Annotated in this window: 24 protein-coding genes; 13 read left to right on the top strand and 11 right to left on the bottom strand. The window is 44.8% G+C overall.

What is annotated here, in order from left to right:
• The first annotated feature begins 197 nt into the window (after positions 1-197).
• The 7 genes from ESP131_RS09705 to ESP131_RS09675 all read left to right on the top strand — a co-directional run bounded on the left by ESP131_RS09705 (position 198) and on the right by ESP131_RS09675 (position 4,473).
• Positions 198-602, top strand: coding sequence for a hypothetical protein (locus tag ESP131_RS09705; protein ID WP_231925613.1), 405 nt, complete (start codon positions 198-200; stop codon positions 600-602).
• A gap of 33 nt (positions 603-635) precedes the next feature.
• Positions 636-917, top strand: a complete 282-nt coding sequence (locus ESP131_RS09700) for a hypothetical protein (RefSeq protein WP_083254792.1) — start codon at positions 636-638, stop codon at positions 915-917.
• 18 nt (positions 918-935) lie between these two features.
• Complete coding sequence (locus ESP131_RS09695; protein WP_069940557.1) at positions 936-1,274, top strand: hypothetical protein; 339 nt, start codon at positions 936-938, stop codon at positions 1,272-1,274.
• 37 nt (positions 1,275-1,311) lie between these two features.
• A complete protein-coding gene (locus ESP131_RS09690; RefSeq protein ID WP_069940556.1) occupies positions 1,312-2,487 on the top strand; it encodes a hypothetical protein in 1,176 nt (391 codons plus the stop codon).
• Between the two features lie 210 nt (positions 2,488-2,697).
• On the top strand, positions 2,698-3,150 hold the full coding sequence (locus ESP131_RS09685; RefSeq protein WP_069940555.1) for a GNAT family N-acetyltransferase: 453 nt from the start codon (positions 2,698-2,700) through the stop codon (positions 3,148-3,150).
• Positions 3,151-3,313: 163 nt separating this feature from the next.
• Complete coding sequence (locus tag ESP131_RS09680) at positions 3,314-3,667, top strand: hypothetical protein (protein ID WP_069940554.1); 354 nt, start codon at positions 3,314-3,316, stop codon at positions 3,665-3,667.
• 494 nt (positions 3,668-4,161) lie between these two features.
• The gene (locus ESP131_RS09675; protein WP_156772502.1) at positions 4,162-4,473 is read left to right on the top strand and encodes a hypothetical protein; all 312 of its coding nucleotides are present in this window, start codon (positions 4,162-4,164) and stop codon (positions 4,471-4,473) included.
• A 95-nt stretch (positions 4,474-4,568) separates the two neighbouring features.
• Here ESP131_RS09675 and ESP131_RS09670 read toward each other — a convergent pair whose 3' ends face one another.
• The 3 genes from ESP131_RS09670 to ESP131_RS09660 form a co-directional block, all read right to left on the bottom strand.
• Positions 4,569-4,829: a hypothetical protein gene (locus tag ESP131_RS09670; RefSeq protein WP_023468104.1), complete on the bottom strand. Its 261-nt coding sequence runs from the start codon at positions 4,827-4,829 to the stop codon at positions 4,569-4,571.
• A 26-nt stretch (positions 4,830-4,855) separates the two neighbouring features.
• Positions 4,856-5,608, bottom strand: coding sequence for a collagenase (locus tag ESP131_RS09665; RefSeq protein ID WP_069940552.1), 753 nt, complete (start codon positions 5,606-5,608; stop codon positions 4,856-4,858).
• 92 nt (positions 5,609-5,700) lie between these two features.
• Positions 5,701-6,618, bottom strand: coding sequence for an NAD(P)-dependent alcohol dehydrogenase (locus ESP131_RS09660; protein ID WP_069940551.1), 918 nt, complete (start codon positions 6,616-6,618; stop codon positions 5,701-5,703).
• 188 nt (positions 6,619-6,806) lie between these two features.
• On the opposite strand from ESP131_RS09660, the gene ESP131_RS09655 reads away from it, so the two are divergent.
• The 3 genes from ESP131_RS09655 to ESP131_RS09645 all read left to right on the top strand — a co-directional run bounded on the left by ESP131_RS09655 (position 6,807) and on the right by ESP131_RS09645 (position 8,453).
• Positions 6,807-7,106, top strand: a complete 300-nt coding sequence (locus tag ESP131_RS09655) for a hypothetical protein (protein WP_069940550.1) — start codon at positions 6,807-6,809, stop codon at positions 7,104-7,106.
• Between the two features lie 242 nt (positions 7,107-7,348).
• A complete protein-coding gene (locus tag ESP131_RS09650; protein WP_069940549.1) occupies positions 7,349-8,041 on the top strand; it encodes a hypothetical protein in 693 nt (230 codons plus the stop codon).
• A 109-nt stretch (positions 8,042-8,150) separates the two neighbouring features.
• Complete coding sequence (locus ESP131_RS09645; protein ID WP_069940548.1) at positions 8,151-8,453, top strand: hypothetical protein; 303 nt, start codon at positions 8,151-8,153, stop codon at positions 8,451-8,453.
• Between the two features lie 57 nt (positions 8,454-8,510).
• Here the strand turns inward: ESP131_RS09645 and ESP131_RS09640 are convergent, their stop codons facing one another.
• Positions 8,511-9,128 carry a hypothetical protein gene (locus ESP131_RS09640; protein ID WP_069940547.1) on the bottom strand — a complete coding sequence of 206 codons (618 nt, stop codon included), beginning with the start codon at positions 9,126-9,128 and terminating at the stop codon, positions 8,511-8,513.
• Between the two features lie 69 nt (positions 9,129-9,197).
• On the bottom strand, positions 9,198-9,527 hold the full coding sequence (locus ESP131_RS09635; RefSeq protein WP_023468096.1) for a winged helix-turn-helix transcriptional regulator: 330 nt from the start codon (positions 9,525-9,527) through the stop codon (positions 9,198-9,200).
• 311 nt (positions 9,528-9,838) lie between these two features.
• Between ESP131_RS09635 and ESP131_RS09630 the strand changes: the two genes are divergently transcribed.
• The 3 genes from ESP131_RS09630 (at position 9,839) to ESP131_RS09620 (ending at position 13,127) form a co-directional block, all read left to right on the top strand.
• Positions 9,839-11,041: an MFS transporter gene (locus ESP131_RS09630; RefSeq protein WP_029341523.1), complete on the top strand. Its 1,203-nt coding sequence runs from the start codon at positions 9,839-9,841 to the stop codon at positions 11,039-11,041.
• A gap of 11 nt (positions 11,042-11,052) precedes the next feature.
• The gene (locus ESP131_RS09625; RefSeq protein WP_069940546.1) at positions 11,053-12,003 is read left to right on the top strand and encodes a TIGR03571 family LLM class oxidoreductase; all 951 of its coding nucleotides are present in this window, start codon (positions 11,053-11,055) and stop codon (positions 12,001-12,003) included.
• Between the two features lie 218 nt (positions 12,004-12,221).
• A complete protein-coding gene (locus ESP131_RS09620) occupies positions 12,222-13,127 on the top strand; it encodes a TerC family protein (protein WP_069940545.1) in 906 nt (301 codons plus the stop codon).
• A gap of 51 nt (positions 13,128-13,178) precedes the next feature.
• Here ESP131_RS09620 and ESP131_RS09615 read toward each other — a convergent pair whose 3' ends face one another.
• The 6 genes from ESP131_RS09615 to ESP131_RS09590 form a co-directional block, all read right to left on the bottom strand.
• Entirely contained in the window at positions 13,179-13,817 is a 639-nt protein-coding gene (locus ESP131_RS09615; RefSeq protein ID WP_055967687.1) for an ATP-binding cassette domain-containing protein, read from the bottom strand.
• 12 nt (positions 13,818-13,829) lie between these two features.
• Entirely contained in the window at positions 13,830-15,311 is a 1,482-nt protein-coding gene (locus tag ESP131_RS09610; RefSeq protein WP_069940544.1) for a hypothetical protein, read from the bottom strand.
• The gene (locus ESP131_RS09605; RefSeq protein ID WP_069940543.1) at positions 15,308-16,093 is read right to left on the bottom strand and encodes an ABC transporter permease; all 786 of its coding nucleotides are present in this window, start codon (positions 16,091-16,093) and stop codon (positions 15,308-15,310) included. Before ESP131_RS09605 ends, ESP131_RS09610 begins: the two co-directional genes overlap by 4 nt.
• Positions 16,094-16,103: 10 nt before the next feature.
• On the bottom strand, positions 16,104-16,826 hold the full coding sequence (locus ESP131_RS09600; RefSeq protein ID WP_069940542.1) for a hypothetical protein: 723 nt from the start codon (positions 16,824-16,826) through the stop codon (positions 16,104-16,106).
• Positions 16,813-17,160, bottom strand: a complete 348-nt coding sequence (locus ESP131_RS09595; RefSeq protein WP_069940541.1) for a PadR family transcriptional regulator — start codon at positions 17,158-17,160, stop codon at positions 16,813-16,815. The genes ESP131_RS09600 and ESP131_RS09595 overlap by 14 nt, the downstream gene beginning before the upstream one ends.
• A 143-nt stretch (positions 17,161-17,303) precedes the next feature.
• Entirely contained in the window at positions 17,304-17,783 is a 480-nt protein-coding gene (locus ESP131_RS09590) for a DUF4825 domain-containing protein (RefSeq protein WP_069940540.1), read from the bottom strand.
• Positions 17,784-18,038: the final 255 nt, after the last annotated feature.

The raw sequence follows: 18,038 nt of genomic DNA, 5'->3' as shown, positions 1-18,038 counted from the left end.
CCACTGTCCTTCTTTTCAATTTAAAGAATGAGTCAATAATATCAGACTATCCCGAAACTCCATCCACCAGTAGAAGGGATTCAATTGTTTCTTGTGGAAAAATATGCTAGATGTAATCGATCTATACATTTTTCGAGACTGATTTTTAAGGGGGTGCTCCTATTCTGAAATACATTTTGATCAGTTGTTTAATCGCTATGATTGCTTTTTTCATCTATTTTGAACCGTTTCGGATCGAACCATATGACCCAGACGTCGAAGTAAACGGTAAAGCGATTCCGACTGTCCAAGGCTCTTATTGCTGGTCCAGTTTGTTCAGTGCTCAATGTGCGGACATGATCTATGTGGATGCTTTACACATGACTGAAAAAAGTAAGCCTATCATCGTCTCACCCTCTGACAAAATTCACCTCTCGTTCGATCGTAAACCCGATATGCTTCAAGTCGTACGCTGGGATTCAAAAACAAAAAGTAAACAGGTTGCTTTAAAAAACGATACTCTCATCGCACCGTCCGCTCAAGGATCGTATACCTATGAGATTCAGGCGCGGTGGAACGATCACGGCGACGGGCTGTCCGCCTTCTTGATTCAAGTCCGATAATACCCATCCCATTCAAACAGGAGATGAATGACCGTGCGAAAAGGTTTTCGACTTTGGCTTCCCTTGCTTTCACTTGCCGTCTGTCTGTTCAATGTCTTCGGCTACGACGACAAAAATATCTTGTTGTTTCTGACGAGCCCTGTCTTTTGGCTTCTTGAATCACGATCCTTTCTTGGAACATGGCTGGATTCGTTCCATGTCCCGCTGTTCCTGATCTACATCCTGACCTTGATCAGTTGGTTCTTGATCGGGTTACTGATCGATATCATTCTTTCTGTTTTGATGAGACGGTCGTCTAGAAGCATCCATGATTAACTGAGGAGGAGAATACATATGGGACCTACCAATGACATGTGGGTGTGGATATTGACCTATGCTTTCTTTTTCATCACGCTTATCAGTGCGATCTTCGTCGCAATCAAGCAACCAGCCTTGAGAAAAGCATCGATTCGAGCGATGTTAGCGATGCTTTTCATGTATGCATTATTCATTTGGAACTCCTTGTACCGTCTTGACATCACAGAATTCAGACATTTTTACGAAGGAGTGACGACACTGCGACCGTGGGCATGGATGTGTGTCTTCTTGTTCGCCTACACATTAAAGTGGTGGTATCTCGTGTTTCTTCATACCCGTCGTCCGAGTCCCTCTTCACATGAGGTACAGCAATGACTTACGTTTTCGAAAACCTTCGAAGGAGCTATTTGATATGAAATTACATCGATTCGCATCTGTCTTTTGTCTCTCGACTGTCGTTTGGGCGACAGCGGGTTGTACCATGATGGAAGAACAAGCAACACCGCGTATAGCACAAAAAAATAGCGCGTCACCTGAACAAGTAAACACTTCCTCCAAAAAAGCAGCGACCGATACAAAGAACCAATCCCCCATCGAATTAGAAAAACAATCGGAGCGCATCACGTTAGGTCAAACGAAAACGTTCGACCTTTCTTCTTTACTGAGCAAACACCGTGTCTCGATTGATCCGCAGTATTTCTATCAAAACCAGATCTTCTACTTTGACCTACAAGAAAATAAGAGTGTCATCTATACATACGATACGAAACGACAGCACAACAAAATCGTCCATGCGACGAAGAATGCAATCCCGATGATGACGGGTACAGGTGCGTTTTTACTATGGGTCGAAACAGAACAGCCGACAAAGACAGGTGTGAAATGGTCGATTCGTCAACTAAATATCACGACGAATCAAGTGAAAACACTTGATACAGGAGAAAGTCGCTTTGATACATCCCCTCCGAGAATCGATGTCACGTCAACTCGCGCGTCCTGGATCACACAAGAAGCGACTGCACAAAAAACGGTTTCCACGTTAAAGTCGTATTCGTTAAAAACCGGAAAGATCACACCACTCCAGTCCTTCATCTTAAAAACAGGAAAGGCACGAGACGGTCTATTCACATACGAGCACCGCGATAGCGATGACGGCGTAACCTTATACACGTCTCATTTTAACAACGGAAAGAACGTCCGTGTGCTTGAGACGCTGGATCGTGCCTACAAAAAAGAAATATCCGGATTAATTGATTTCAGTCGCAGCGGTACCTATCTCGCTCTTGGAACAGAAGGCGACGCCATGTTCCAACCCATCGGATTGGACGAACAGACGCTGAACTATTCCGCTTCCAGTGCCCAGACGACAATCGACGGCATTCAGTTCCTCTCAAATACACAAGTCGTCTTCCGCGAAGGCATCCATCAGTTGATGTATGCAAACTTAAAAGCGAAGACCGTCGCTCCTTTAACGGACTTTGAAGAGTTGGTATCCCCTCCTCTACTGCAAGATGGGGAAATCATTTACTCCATCACGAACGGAAAAAAATCTGCGTTGCATGTCGTAAAGCTTCTCCCGTCTAATTAAACGATCATGATCTTAATCTAACGAAAGAAAGTCGTTTTCCGGTACTCTGTACGGATGACGACTTTCTTTCTTACATGCTCTTTTGTACTCTTAAGAAGAATAGAGGCTAACAAGTTCTTTCATAACGCTTCTACATCAGCTATTGAGGCAGCAGAGTGAAACTAAAGTCTAAGACAAACGTATCTCAATCGATCCGTGAGGAGAATGAATATGAACATCCGACAATTGTCCGTCCATGAAGATCCACCGATGGAGCTTTTGCTAGCAGCAGACCCGTCTCAGAAGTTAGTCAAAAGCTATGTAAAAAGAGGTTATTGTTTTGTCGCTGAAAGGAATGAGCAATGGATTGGTGTATATGTACTTCTTCCGACAAGACCCCAAACGATTGAAATCGTAAATATCGCAGTGGACGAGTTGTATCAAGGAAAAGGTGTCGGAAAAAATCTTTTACGACATGCGATTCGCACAGCGAAAACACTGGGCTATATGACCATTGAAATCGGAACAGGCAATTCAAGCATTGGACAGCTAGCACTTTACCAAAAATGTGGATTCCGAATTGTTGGAGTCGATCTGAACTTCTTCTTGAGACACTATGAAGAGGAGATCATCGAAAACGGAATCCGTTGCATGGATATGATTCGGTTATCCCAAGACATATAAGAATTTCAGCATTCTTTTCGAAAAGTATATTCCGCTACTTCATAGTAAAACTCGAACGATTATGGATAAAACATCATTAGGCTATAAGCATTATATAGGATTGCAAAAAATGGATTCATACTCCATAATATGAACATACGTTCTTATTATAAGGAGGTCCACCATGCAACACCTTCAAAAAGAAATGACTCATCCGGTATCGTTATCTACTATGAATCCGCTTATTTATCTCTCCATCGATTCATCCGTTATTCTTCACAATGATTCTCCCGTTTCGACGACTTATAAAATGGAAGTCATGTTATTCATCGCTTTACGGGAGAGATTATCCTTAAAACTGCTTCCTCTCCATCACTCCGGTGGCGCTGCAGAACTTGTCTACATAGAAGAAGTCGACTTCGAGAGTCGGCAGTTGGCGCTCTTTCATATGAACGATTCGTCATTGTCCTATCATCACTACGTCGCAAACGATTACTTACTCTCCCAACAGCCTCAACTATTACTAAACTTGGTGTAAAACTAATAAAATTCATTTATATGACGCGTTCAGAACGTTCACATATGTTTTTTAATACTTTATATCTATCACTACATAATTTAAAGACACACTATCACTATTTTTAAGTCACCAAACAATCTTCCCACTTTCTTAACAAAAGGATGTTTTTATTCCTTTCTGAAACATTGTGATGAAAATCCAGGGTTCTAATTGGAATTAATTTTACAGATACATTACTTAATGGCATAATAATGGTAACCTTTTCATGAGGAGGAGATCCATTTGAAAAAACAACTTGCTTTTGCCGGTTCTTTTGCGCTCTCAGCTATCACGATCGTCATCATTCTTAAATTAGTTGGAGTCGATCTCTAAAGCAATCACTCAAATGATGTAGATTTTCAACTTAATGATTCAATCGCTGTTATGATGGATCGTCTTTCGATCATCTGTAACAGCTTTTCTAGGTTCAATGCTATGGAACGATCGGAAGTGATGAATTGAAAAAAATCGGAATGAACGTTTTGGTTTTTTCACTCCTATTAGGAGGACTGCTGTTTTACTTAGACGTCCGATACGATGAACGATTCGAGCAGCACGTCAGCACTAAGGTTGAGACTTATGTCGAGAAAAAATACGGTCCAGCTCGTGTCGTCTCACTCCACTCTGCTTATGACGACAAACACCGCGATAAGGAAAAACGCTATAAGATTGCTGTAAAAGTACAGGGGCAAGGACTTCAAAAAGAGGAATATTTCTTGTATCGTCTTCAAGACGACCGAGTCGTTGAGATGGGCACGACGACTAGTTTGCCGAAGCGAAACTAGAGTTCACGATGATAACTTGTTTCGCACTACATAACATGAAAAGTCAGCCGATTCCTTTTTACATGGAATCAGCTGACTTTTTTATTTAATCTGTTTTATGACTCCGAAATACCGTAAGCCAGTAACAGTAAATAGGACATCATGCAGAACGTAATGAGATGGATGCCGACGAATCCCCACTTGAGTATTCGATGCTTCGTTTTGTACCCTGTGTATACTCCGACTAACGGAACGATAAACAGAAGCAGGATATAGACAGTTCCAAACCCTTTCAGACTGACTCCGCTCTTCATCAGAAAAAATAAGAAACAAAAACAGATGAATGCAGCTAACGAAAAAATACTGTAACGATTCATAAGCCCTCCTCCACTACAAACACAGCTTAGCGTCTTACCGTCTGAAGATTAAAGTATTCCGATAGTGGCACGATCCGCCCCTGTTCATGCCAGTTCCGATATGCTTCAAAAACACGTAAGACGTCCCCGTCATATCGTTCCTCGATGAGATGGTGGATCGCGAGAAAGCTCCGCCAATAATCAAACATGATACTCGACAGACTACCGGCATAGGAGGCACTCCCAAATTGATCAATCGAGCGCGCTCCATACTCCTCCTGAAAGAGCTCGACCAGCTCTGTCTCGATTGTCGTAATTCGCTTGAATGCTTCGTCCGACAACAGGTGCTTCCGGGGCAGATACTCACACATTCCCTCTTCGAACCAGATCCCGTCTGCTCTCTCATCGTCGAATTCATCAACGAACAAATCCAAGTGATGCGTCAGTTCATGACCAGCAATCGTCAAGACGTGATCTTCCGCGAGTGTTTCGTAGAACGCTCGAATATGCGGTACGTCCTTCCCGTCGAGTTGAGACAAAAATAACGTCCGCCACTCTGCAACGTCTGGTGATATGTAGATCAAGTCCTTATTCGTAAATGCTGGAATCGGAATGTCCGAGAAGACGGTCGTCGCGAGTTCCGCTGACGTCCAAACGATTCCTTTCGGCACGTCGATCAGTTGATACGTCTCTTGTAAGATCGTTTGATACTCGTCTAACCGTGCTTGAAAGCGATACGTGACCGCTTCGTATTTGTCATAGTCCGTTTTTGTCTCAAACGCATGAATCTGTTTCATCATCGCTATATCCCCCATCCTTAAAATAGCCTATTTCATTTTAACATATATTGGATAAACATAAAAAAACCACCTGACCCAGGTGGTTCGATGAATCATTCGTTTGCTATTAACACGACGACGTTACCGAATTTTTGCCCGGTATCGACATAACGATGGGCTTCGACGATCTCATCAAGCGAGTAGATATGGTCGATGACGGCTTTAAATCGTCCAGCTTCAAACAGTTCATTTAAATAGTGTAGATCCTCTTTCCGTTCTCTCGCCACACCTTGCCCCGCGGCGGATGCAAAGGCACCGTTTTGTTTGACGTGCCGTTTCGCTTGCGTCTTATTGATCTTTCCGGACGCATCGAAGACGGCATCGTACTTCAGCAACAATCCATCGTAGCCGTCCTTTGTATAATCGATGACGTGATCGGCACCGAGCGCTTTGACCCGCTCCGCGTTTCGTCCACTACAGACAGCCGTCACCTGCAGCCCTTTTGCTTTGGCGATCTGAACGGCAGCCGTACCAACAGCACCCGACGCACCGTAAATTAAAATCGTCTTCATCTGATCGATTTGGAGTTTCCGGAAGAAATGGAGCGACGTCGTACCACCGAACGGGAGACAGACCGCTTCCGTGTACGATGCGTACTGCGGCATTTTTGCAATGCAACGTTTCTCAGGAACGCACGCATATTCGGCGTATCCACCGAAACCAAATCCGGTCAAGGCATGGACACGGTCTCCGACTTGAAACTGCTTGACGTCCTGACCGACTTCGACGACTTCACCGGCAAGAACAACGCCAAGAATTGGTTGTCTCGGTCGCTTAAAGCCAACAGCTAGGCGCATCGGAAGCTTCCCCAACAGCGGAACATCGAGCGAACGCATGCGACGATCTCCGGAATGGACGGCAGATGCATATACTTTAATCAGTAGATCGTTTGATTTTGGAACCGGGCGTGGTACCTCTGTGATGTGCAAGACGTCAGGGAATCCGTAGCGGGTACAGATGGCTGCCTTCATCGTATTTCCTCCTCTGATCGAGATGATGGTATTCCCTTAATCATACGCCGATTTCGATCCGAATTCCTGTTGTTTTGGAGTATGAAAGTTTTTTTAATTCGCATCAATCAGTATCGCAACTGGTAAAATTTATATAATAATAAGATTTCATTTAACCCTATTAACTGACGAAAGTAGGTGCCTGGTTCATGCCGACACGTCGGTGGCTTTTCGCTTTTATTCTATTCCTTAGTATGCCGCTTAGTGCCTGTACACACGAGAACGATACACATATCGTCGAGAAAGTTACAGGGGATACGTTATTCGTCGCTCCGAGTGAACAAAAGCCGGACGAGCAATATGCATTGACGGAGATTCGCATCACGCCGGACACGATCGTCTATGGCAAAACGGATAACACGGTTGCCATTCAGACGGGTGATACGATTCAAGTGACGTTTGAAAAGGATTCGATTGTCGCGACCGAGATCCGTCGAACAAAAGACTAAGAAAGAGGGGTTCTCCACGATAGTCCAAGTACTTCGCCACCTAAGCAACATTTTCATGATTACAACTGCGATTTTTGGTTCATCCTATTTTTTTCAAAAGAATATCGGTAATGATCTCATTGGTCTCCTGTTCATCGGAATCATAGGTGCGATTGGGTTTTCTATTGCCCTCGGACTTCTCTGGTATCTTAAACGAAAAGAAACGCACGGTTTTTAATAAGTTTGTCAAAGGAGATACAATCATGATGGCACGTACGAAAAAATTACACCTTCTTCAGTTGAAAGTACTCTTCGCGCTTCTGATCACGCTTTCGATGATTGGTGCTATTTTCGCACCTCATTCTGTCGACGCGGCGACAAAGGAATATACGTCGTACAAAAAACTAAAACTCGGTATGACCGCGACAGACGTCGCAAAGTCGCTCTACGGAAAATCATATAAGAAATACATAAAGAAAGAACATGGCGTCACGACACTCAATCACGGTGTAGTATTGAGTGAAATCAAAGACGACTATGCTTTATACGCTTTCTCATTTTATCCGTACGATGAAAAAAATGATCATTGGTCTTTACAGCGCATGCATCTGATCTTCAAAACGAAACAAAAAGGTCACACGTTATATCTTGTGCAAAAGGAATACACCCCTAAAACGCCTTCGAAAAAACGACTCTTGCCAGGAAAGAAATTTAAACCAGTCATGACGATAGCTGAATTCGATCATATTCTTTCTGGTAAGGGGCTAGGTGTCATGACGGCTCACCGCACAGAAGATTACTCTAAGATTGGAAAAGCTTTTGATGACAGTACAGTCGAATATTCAGAAAAACAGACATCGCTCTTTTACTCGTATCGGAATTCAACTGGTGATGATTGGATGATCGTTGAATTTAAATATGATTTCGATCAAAAGAGATATATCGCTCAAAAATAACGAGTATTCATCTTCGGATGAATACTTTTTTACTTTTAATTGAAATTGATTGAATCTTTTTACATAAATATTCGTAAAAATCTGTATACACGAAAGGAGCTCGACACACATGTATGATTTGTTATTGGCCGTTGGTATTTGTCTCGTTGGATATTGGTTCTACTATGTCTTCTTACTCGGATTCAAAAAAGGAAATATCGTCATGACGTTTAACGAGAGGTTCATCCATCATGAAGACCATATTCAAGCTGTTAAGCGAAGATTAAAGGATGATGGTCGCCACTTCGAGTATCTTGGAGATCGCAAATTCATCGTCGATGGAAAACCATATATGTTTATGGAACGGACGGTTCCGGGGGACTTTGGTCCCTTGCAACAGACGATTCTAAAAGGTCAACGTAAAGCGTTCTAACCAAAACACCGCTCCTTCTGTCAATGACAGAGGGAGCGGTGCTTATTTGATTAAGCATTATTCAGGTGTATGTGCATACAATTCATCCATGACGCGTCGAATCGCGGGCAATGAATGCTCTAAATCAATCCAGGTTTTAAAATAATACTCGAAAAAGACACCTTGGTTCCGCATCCGTTCTAATGTATTAATCGGATCTCCTTCGGTGACCCAATCTAGGTTCTCAAAATTTGTATAACTATCCGTAAATGATACGTTCTCCTCGCGAATGCCTGACTCTAAATAATCATTCGAACAAGTCTCATTTTGTACATCGATTTGTCGATAAAAATCACGAATTCCTTCCTTTGGACGATTGATATGGTAGGACTCACCCGTTTGATAACTCTCCTGGTAATACCATTCCCACAAGATGACCCATTTCCAGACCAACCCATCGATTAGATAATGGCCGATTGCCCGGTCCATTCGGCAAAAGTTAAACCGAAACGTCCGTTCACCAAAGTTCGTCTTCAAATCAAGGACAACTTTGACATTGTTGGTTTCCGGTGGATGACCGAAAAATAAGATGCCATGCTCGAATCCTTGTGCAAACTCCTCGATTGACTGGCGTCTGCCGGCTTTATCCTCAAAACTAACGGTAATCGAATCAAATTGAACGATTGGTTGTTCCATCTGTCTACCCCTATTCTGTATATGATGTACTCAAAAAAGCGAGCCTCGAGTGAGACTCACTTCTGTTTGTCATGACGAGACGACCTCTCCACCCGTCAAATCGATATGTCCTTCTCCCCATGCGCACATCGCGTCAAGAATCGGCTTCAGCGACCAGCCGTACTCGGATAACGAGTAGACGACTTTCGGTGGGACTTGTTCAAAGACCGTCCGGATGATGACGCCGTCTTCTTCTAACTCCCGCAATTGTTGCGTTAGCATTTTTTGCGTGATCGTCGGCATTAGCTTGCGGAGCTCACTCGTGCGGCGCTCGCCTTTGATCAAATGACACATGATGACGACCTTCCACTTTCCACCGATGACTTCAAGTGTTGCTTCGACCGGGATATTGTATGGCATATATATTCCATCCTTTCGTGATTCAATTAAAGGTATAGGTACTTTTTAGTGCCTATCGTACTTGAAAGTGCGTACTTCCCAAGCAGATTAGCTGGCTATATGATAGCAATTGTCAACGGAAAGTACAACCTCCTTTTAGACCTTGCATCTCAAAGGAGGAGTAGGGTACTTTTTAGTGCCTATCGCACTTTAAAGTACGTACTTCCCGAAAGGAAACACCCCGGTTATGCTGGGGTCATGTCAATCGGATCATGTTTGGTCGGGCCCATCGGACACGATCCCTACTGAAATCATCTTTAGGAGGAATCCCCATGAATCAATTAAACTCACAGATCCAGGAGGAACAGGTCCCAAGAAACGGCGGACTTGCCCTACTTGCCTTAGCCATCAGCGCATTTGGGATCGGTACGACAGAATTCGTTCCCGTCGGACTGCTCGCAGCAATAGCTGGTGACTTAAATATCGGTATCACACTCGCTGGTCTCATCATCTCTGGTTACGCGATCGGTGTCGCTGTCGGTGCACCTATCCTAACGGCACTAACGAACCGGATGAATCGAAAAACATTACTGATGGCATTGATGGTCGTCTTCATCGCTGGTAACCTCGTCTCCGCGATTTCACCGACGTTTGAATTGTTGATCGTCGCCCGTTTCATCACTGCTTTCTCGCACGGTGTCTTCTTCTCAATCGGTGCGACGATTGCCGTCCAGCTCGTACCGGAGCATAAAAAAGCCAGTGCCATCGCCTTGATGTTCACAGGTCTGACAGTCGCAACGGTCACAGGTGTTCCACTCGGGACATTCATCGGTCAGTCATTCGGCTGGCGCGCGACGTTCTTCGCGGTTGCTGCACTCGGTATCATTGCGATCATCGCAAGCTTCTTCTTGATTCCAAAAGACTTGAAACAATCACCACCTGCTAAGTTCTCCGACATGTTCAAATTGTTGACGAACGGACGCTTGATGCTCGGCTTCTTAATCACTGCCCTCGGTTATGGTGGAACGTTCGTCGCCTTTACGTATTTAACACCAATCATGCAGGACGTCACGAAAATCAGTCCGAGCTTAATCAGTATCATTCTGCTCGTCTACGGAATCGCGGTTGCGATCGGGAACACGGTCGGTGGAAAACTCGCGAATGGTAATCCGATTAAAGCTTTGTTCTATATGTTCATCATTCACGCTATCGTCATGATCGCTCTCTCGTTCATGATTCCGTTCAAGGTCGCCGGTATCATCGGTATCATCTTAATGGGACTCCTTGCGTTCATGAACGTCCCTGGACTCCAGCTCTATATCGTTCAGTTGGCTGAAAAATATGTCCCAGCAGCAGTCGATGTTGCGTCTGCCTTGAATATCGCAGCCTTCAATATTGGGATCGCACTCGGAGCAACGATTGGTGGTCTCGTCACCGATACGATCGGTCTCGTCCACACGCCATGGGTCGGCGGAATCATGGTCATTCTTGCCGTCATCTTGACGGGTGTCTCGCGTCGTCTCGAACATCAATAAGGAGGACTACTATGTATAACGATCATGCAAGTTATCAGCGGATGTACCGGGAGGGCGAGCTCACGCTCGGTCTCCACGTCCCGCTCGAGAATTTCAAGATGCGAACGCCGACGCTTGCCAATCAAGTCGAGCTCGCACAAAAAGCAGAGAACTATGGTTTTACGACCCTCTGGTTGCGTGACGTCTTATTGAAGGATCCTTATTTTCTTGATCCGGCTGTCGGACAGATTCATGACATGCTGATATACGGGACGCATCTCCTCAGTCAGACGAAACAGATCGCCCTCGGGACTTCAGCACTTGTCCTGCCACTCCGTCATCCGTTACGCTCTGCGAAAGAAGTCGCGACGATTGATGCGCTGTTCCCGGAACGTTTGATTCTCGGTGTCTCGTCCGGTGACCGGCAAGCCGACTTCCATGGACTCGGTGTCGATCATCCGAGCCGTGGTGCTCAGTTCAAGGAAGCACTGCAAGTGATGGAACAAGCCTTATACGAAGACTATCCGCAAATCGATTCGACGTACGGGAAAGTCCGTGGTGCGACTCTCGTGCCACGACCAAAGAAACGAATCCCGACGATGATCACGAGTTTCGCACAGCAGGATATGGACTGGCTCGCAAAAAACGGCGACGGCTGGATGTATTATCCGCAAGGACCGTTCGAACAAGCACGTGCCATCGAACAATGGCGTGCAGCGAGTCAAGCAGCCGGTAACACAACGTTTCGCCCGTTTTCGATGCCGATGCATCTTGATTTATCCGCGGATCCGAACGAGGAAGCGACACCGATTCGACTCGGTTTTCGGATCGGGCGCCATCGACTGATTGAGTTGCTGGAATTGTACCGCGAGCTTGGCGTCAATCATCTGTTCTTCGCCCTATTCGACGGTAAGCGATCAGCAGAAGACGTCATCGATGAACTCGGAACGTATGTCGTGCCGCATTTCCTTCCCTTATCATGATGCCTTAAAAATCACTTTATAATTTGCATGAAACCCAGTCCCTTTTCGGAACTGAGTTTCATGTCGTTTCATTGCACATCACGTCGAATATATTCGTCCACTTTTGGGGATTGTTTTTTAACCAATTGCACATTCCGAACATTTACCCCTTTACTTTTGAGTTCTCATGACCTTATAATAAATTCAAGATAACAATTACCTTAAAGGAGGAAGCGCTGTTGACACTACTCATTGCTTTTCTAGCCATCGTTTTCATCATGCTCGCTCTTGACCTTGGAGTCTTCCATCGTAAGGCACATGAAGTTTCGCTTCGGGAGGCCTGGACGTGGACGTTCGTCTGGATCGCAATCGCCGTCGCCTTCGGTGGCTGGCTCTACTTCGATCAAGGAAGTTCCGCTGCAATCGAATATACGAGCGTTTATTTCATCGAGAAGGCTCTCGCGATTGATAACGTCTTCGTCTTCTCACTCGTCTTCGCATACTTCGCGATTCCATTGAAGTACCAGCACAAAGTCTTATTCTGGGGTATTCTTGGTGCAATCTTCTTCCGCGTCATCTTCATCGTCGCTGGTGTTTCGTTGCTTGAGAACTTCGCTTGGATCTACTACATCTTCGGAGCGTTCCTCGTCTATACGGGTTGGATGATGTATAAAAACATCGGTCAAGAGACGTCGCTCGAAGAAAACAAAACGATTCGTTGGCTAGAGAAACGTTTACCGATCACGCAAGACATCTCGTCTGGTAAGTTCGCAAAACGAATTGATGGGAAACTGTTCTTCACGCCGCTCTTGATTGCTCTACTCTTCATTGAAGTATCGGATATCGTCTTCGCCGTCGACTCCGTTGCAGCAAGCTTCGCGTACTCGCGTGATCCGTTCATCATCTTCTATGCGAACATCATGGCGATCCTCGGACTCCGGAGTCTCTACTTCGTCCTCGCGAACTTGATCGATCGTTTCTACTATTTGAAACACGGTCTCAGCTTCATGCTCGTCTTTATCGGAGCGAAGATGATTCTCGGTGATGTCTACAAAATGCCGATCTGGATGTCGCTCGGCACGATCGTTCTCGTCATCTTGATTAGCGTCTTCTACAGCTTCTACAAGACGAAGCCAGGGAAATAATCAATCGTAATACAACAGGGAGTGGATCCGTTGATCCACTCCCTGTTTGTGTTAGCCGACCTGTTCGAGTCGACCTTGATTGATGCGGTAGACGGAGTCACAAAGTGCATCGATGTCCTGTTGATTATGACTCGTCAAGATGATCGTCTTCCCTTCTTTTTTGAACGACAACAAAAGTTCCCGCAGACGCAAGACACTATCGTGATCGAGTGCATTGAATGCCTCATCCAAGATCAAAATGTCCTGCTGTTCCATGATAGCTTGAGCGATTGCGAGCTTTTGTTTCATTCCGAGCGAATATTGTTTGACCTTCTGACGATTGCCAGGCTGTAAGCCGACGGTCCGCATCGCTTGTTCGATGTCAGCATCTGTAATCACTTTTCGGATTGCTGCGAGTTGCTTTAAGTTCTCAAACCCTGATTTATGAGCGATATAACCCGGTCGATCAATGATGACGCCGACGTTTTCCGGAAAGCGTCGTGTCGGACCAAGCTGTTCATTCCGGACGGTGATCGTTCCCGCGTCCGGATGGATGAAGCCGCAAATCATCTTGAATAAGACGGACTTTCCTGAACCGTTCGGTCCCGTGATGCCGACGATGTCTCCTTTTTGAATCGTCAAATCGACGTCTGCGAATAACGGATTGCCTTGATACCCTTTCGTGACCTGCTCGAGCTTGATCATTTCCATGATACGTCCTCCTTATATTCGTATGCTTTTTTGAAACAGAACATATAACCAGACAAGTGAAAGCCCAACATAAATCAACAAAACGATCAAGAGATGTGTCAGACTAAATGACTGCAACTGGGCGAATCCATTTAATCCGGACGGAAAGATGCCATACCGATTGAAGTTGGGCAGTAAGAAAACCGATAAGACACCGAACAAACCGAGCATCGCGTATCCATCTGGGAATTGCCACAGCAAGATGAAGCTGAAAAGTGAATAAAGCATTAACTGTAGCATCGAGATGCCAATCAGTTGCAGCAGCAATTGCATCGGTGAAATCGATAAAAGACTAGTCGAAAGCGACAGCGATACGCCTTGCAGCATTCCGATCCCCATCGTTCCGAGAATCAGAAGTGAGAAAGCAAGTAGATAAAAACGTCCTTCTTTTACGAAGACATGTAGTGCCCATTTCTCGAGGCGTTGGTAACGCATCCACGTGTATGGTCCGATTGCCGTCATTTGTTCCTGCAGACGCAATTGACTTAAGTAAGCGAGACCGAAGAAAAGAATCAGATGTGACACGAGTTGCAGAAACGAACTGTCCTCCACACTGACGCCGTAAAATACGACAACGAGCAGATCACCGATCGTTTGCAGCTCAGTTGACGCTCGACTACTACTGAGGAAGATGTACAGAAGAGCAAGCATCGCGTAGGCGAGATATGGTACGAACTCCTTGCGCAAAGTCAATAGTTGACGGAGCGATTGCATCCATTGTGCCAGTAGATAGATCAGCGCGATTGCAAGACTGAGACCGACGAGTGCCATCCAAGGATGCATTCTATTTGATACAGCCCCGACAGAGAAATACACGGCGGGTGAAAAGAACTCTCCTACTCCAAACGATGATTTGAAACTGATGATACACCAAATCACTACCCCTGCCGCCTGAAGCAACAAGCCATTACGCTTTTCGTGTAACAGAAACATAAGACACATCAATCCATGTAGGACAATGCTCGTAAGCAACCACAGAATCGGTTGTAATAAAATCACTGACAGGGGTGAGCGGAAAGATGAAACGAGATAATGACTGATGTTACCACTCGTTGCGAGTTGACTATATGGACTCCACTGCAACGTAAACGATTGATCGCTAGCACTAAGAAGACTCAGCAACAAGACGAATCCGAACAGTGTCAGAACAGCGCGTACATACCGTTTTGTCGAGTAGTAAACCCAGTTCCGAAATGAGCCAACCCGAATCAAAATCGTCGATTCATACTGCTGTTCAATCGTTCGAAACGAGAGGAACAGCAGTAACGGCATCAAGAAAAAGAGTATTAGGTACATATTATTTTGAATCGCAAATGTGATGTCCCACGCGTTGACGTCTTTGCCGAATTCTTGTGCCTCGGACAGAACTTCTTGTCGTCTATACCATGCGACATAGCTGATCACGAGGATGAATAGACTGTTCAGTACAATCGAAATGTTTCGTGTCCTCTTCATGATTGGAAGATCCACTCCGGTTTCGCTCGAATCATAGTCAGATAGAGCATAATGTTAACGACAACCAAAATAGCAAACGGCACGAACACCGTCCAAAGCGGTTGTTCCGTGATATTGAACGGAAAGACGGTACTGATGGGTGAGAACTGTGGTACTTGCATGATACCCACAACGAAATTAAAGATATGATAAGCGACGAATGGTAACGAAATTGCGAGATAAACTTGTTCGAGCGCCAAAATCAACAAATAAGCAAGCGTCGCGTACACGGCTCCGTTGAGTCCAATCCAAACAGCATAGAGGACGGCATAGAGTAACGGATGGATGTCCGCTAAGAACGAAAATGCATTTGAGGTCTCATACGTCTTTTCGCTGAGAGACCAATAGTCAACGAGACCGATGATTGGTTCGACATAATGAATGAGGACGAACGTCACGATTGTCATTAAAAAGAATACGATTCCTGTCAGCATCGCATTGACGAAACCGACCGCAAGCAGATAATCCTTTAGACTCGCACGTGTTCGGACATATGTAAGATAGTTATCCTTGTATTCAGCGATGAAGATTGGCAAGAAAATTAAGACCGATAGTACCGGAAACAGCATCGGGATCGTTCCTGATAGCGTCTCCTCGAACACTTCGATCGGTAAGAAGAACTGATAGCCTTCATAAATGAAACTGAATTGAAGCACCGGTAATCCGAGAATGATCAGAAGATAGAACACGCATCGTTTCACCGTGAATGCTTGCGACCAAATGAGCTTGATTTGCTGCGACATATGACCCCTCCTATTTTCGTAATGCCCAAAACCAATAACCTAGGACGTTAAAGAATACGATTGAGACGATACTTAATAGATGCAATCGTCCTGCATGATGGAGCTTGATGATGCTCCAAATGACCGATGTCACGAGATAGATCGTCATGCCAATCAACATGAGCACGGCACCAAATTTCGTGACGTCAAAGCTTTCTGTCGTCGTCAGGTGCTGTTCGTCAATCAGATACAAGCCGTGTGAAGTGAACAACTCCGGTAACCAAATCGATTTATGAATGGTGAAATCACGTGAAGACGCCGTGTCTTGTCCAGAAATCGATACTAGCAATAGATGATCTTCTAAAATACGTTCATACGCTTCAATCGAGCGTTCATTACCATAAAAGGCATCCGCATAGGCGAGTGACTGATGCTGGCTCAACATCATCGTGCCGATAAAGCATAGTATCGTTGCAGTAGCTATACTAATTCCGATTCGGAGCAACCACGAAGCGAACGTCCGCTCTTTTCGATAGACCCACGTCAAGAGCTGATCGACATGTTCCTTGCTACCGTAGCGATACATGGCAAGCTTCGTCGCTTCTTCTTCCGAATAACCTTGAATCATCAAGTCTCGCATCGATTGTTCGAGATGGCTACGCGTCTCTTCCATGACGTCAATGATTTCCGGATCCGTCACATCCGCATCTTGATACAAGTCGCGGACGAAATGATCGAGTTTATTCAAGCGCACCGTCTCCCTCTTCAAGAAACTTCGGGAGTAGTTGCTTCAGAAAACGCCATTCGCGTCGTTTTTTCGCAAGAAGGATTTCTCCTTCAGTCGTCAGCGTATAATATTTACGCCGCCCGCCGCCCGCTGCTTCGTCACTCCAATAGGATTTGACGAATCCTTTTTTCTCAAGTCGTTTGAGTGACAAATAGAGTGTCGCCTCTTTCAGTTCAAACTGCTCGTCTGACGTTTGCCGGATCGTCTTCGCGATTTCATACCCATATCGATCTTGTTCGTTCAGCAACGACAAGATGATCGTGTCGACATGCCCCTTTAACAGTTCTTTATCGATTTCCACCCCGTTCAACCCCTTCCTTATTCTGGATGTATCAGTACCTTTACAATAAACTGAATTACTCTGTAATGCAAAGTACTTTTTACAACTTATGGGAATGAATCGACGAAAAAGCACGCTCCTGTTTAAGGGCGTGCTCGGTCGGTTTAGTTCAATAAGTCGTTTACTTTCTTCGAATCTTCGATAAAAGGCTTCGTAAACGCCTTTAACGCTTTTTCATTATCGTACGCCGTAAAGTCTTTTCCATACCAATCGCGAAGCTGTTGTTTCGTAAAGTGATACGAAGCATCCTCGATCGTCATGTTGACGTGGTCGACATTCGGAATCAATGTGAACAGTGCTGTTGCATTGTAGATTGCCGTATGATTGCTTTTTTGTTCAACCTGTCCTTCTTCGTATCCAGCATAACGTAATGTGAGTTGATACGGTTTATCCTTCGTCGACAGTTCTATCTTCTTTAACTGATCGCCATGAGGTAGCTGTTGGACGATGTCTCGTACGTTACTGTTATCCCCTAGATATGTACCTTGTTGTTTAAATAAATCGGTTTGTGTCGCTGCTGTTCCGCAACCACCGAGTATTAGCATACCGCCCGCTAAGACGATTGCGCCAACTGTCTTTTTCATATTTATTTCCCCCAATACGTTGACTCGTTCTCATCCTAATAAACGAAACAAATAAAGAAAAGTTTCAAAATAAAGGAAATCAACGCTTTAGTGAACTCGATGATCTTGGTTTTAAGTAGAATAGGCTGTACAAAGTACCTACACCTACAGCAATTAAAAGCTAAATAAAATTAAAACGAGTGAACCCTTCAAAAGCGTAACCTTTTATCTATTGAGCTAACGTTGCTTCCGGAATCCAATCGATCGTATATCCGA

The organism is Exiguobacterium sp. U13-1 (assembly GCF_001750115.1).
Classification (GTDB): Bacteria; Bacillota; Bacilli; order Exiguobacteriales; family Exiguobacteriaceae; genus Exiguobacterium_A; species Exiguobacterium_A acetylicum.
Note: the sequence above shows the minus strand (reverse complement) of the source record. Positions and strands in the feature narration are given on the sequence as shown.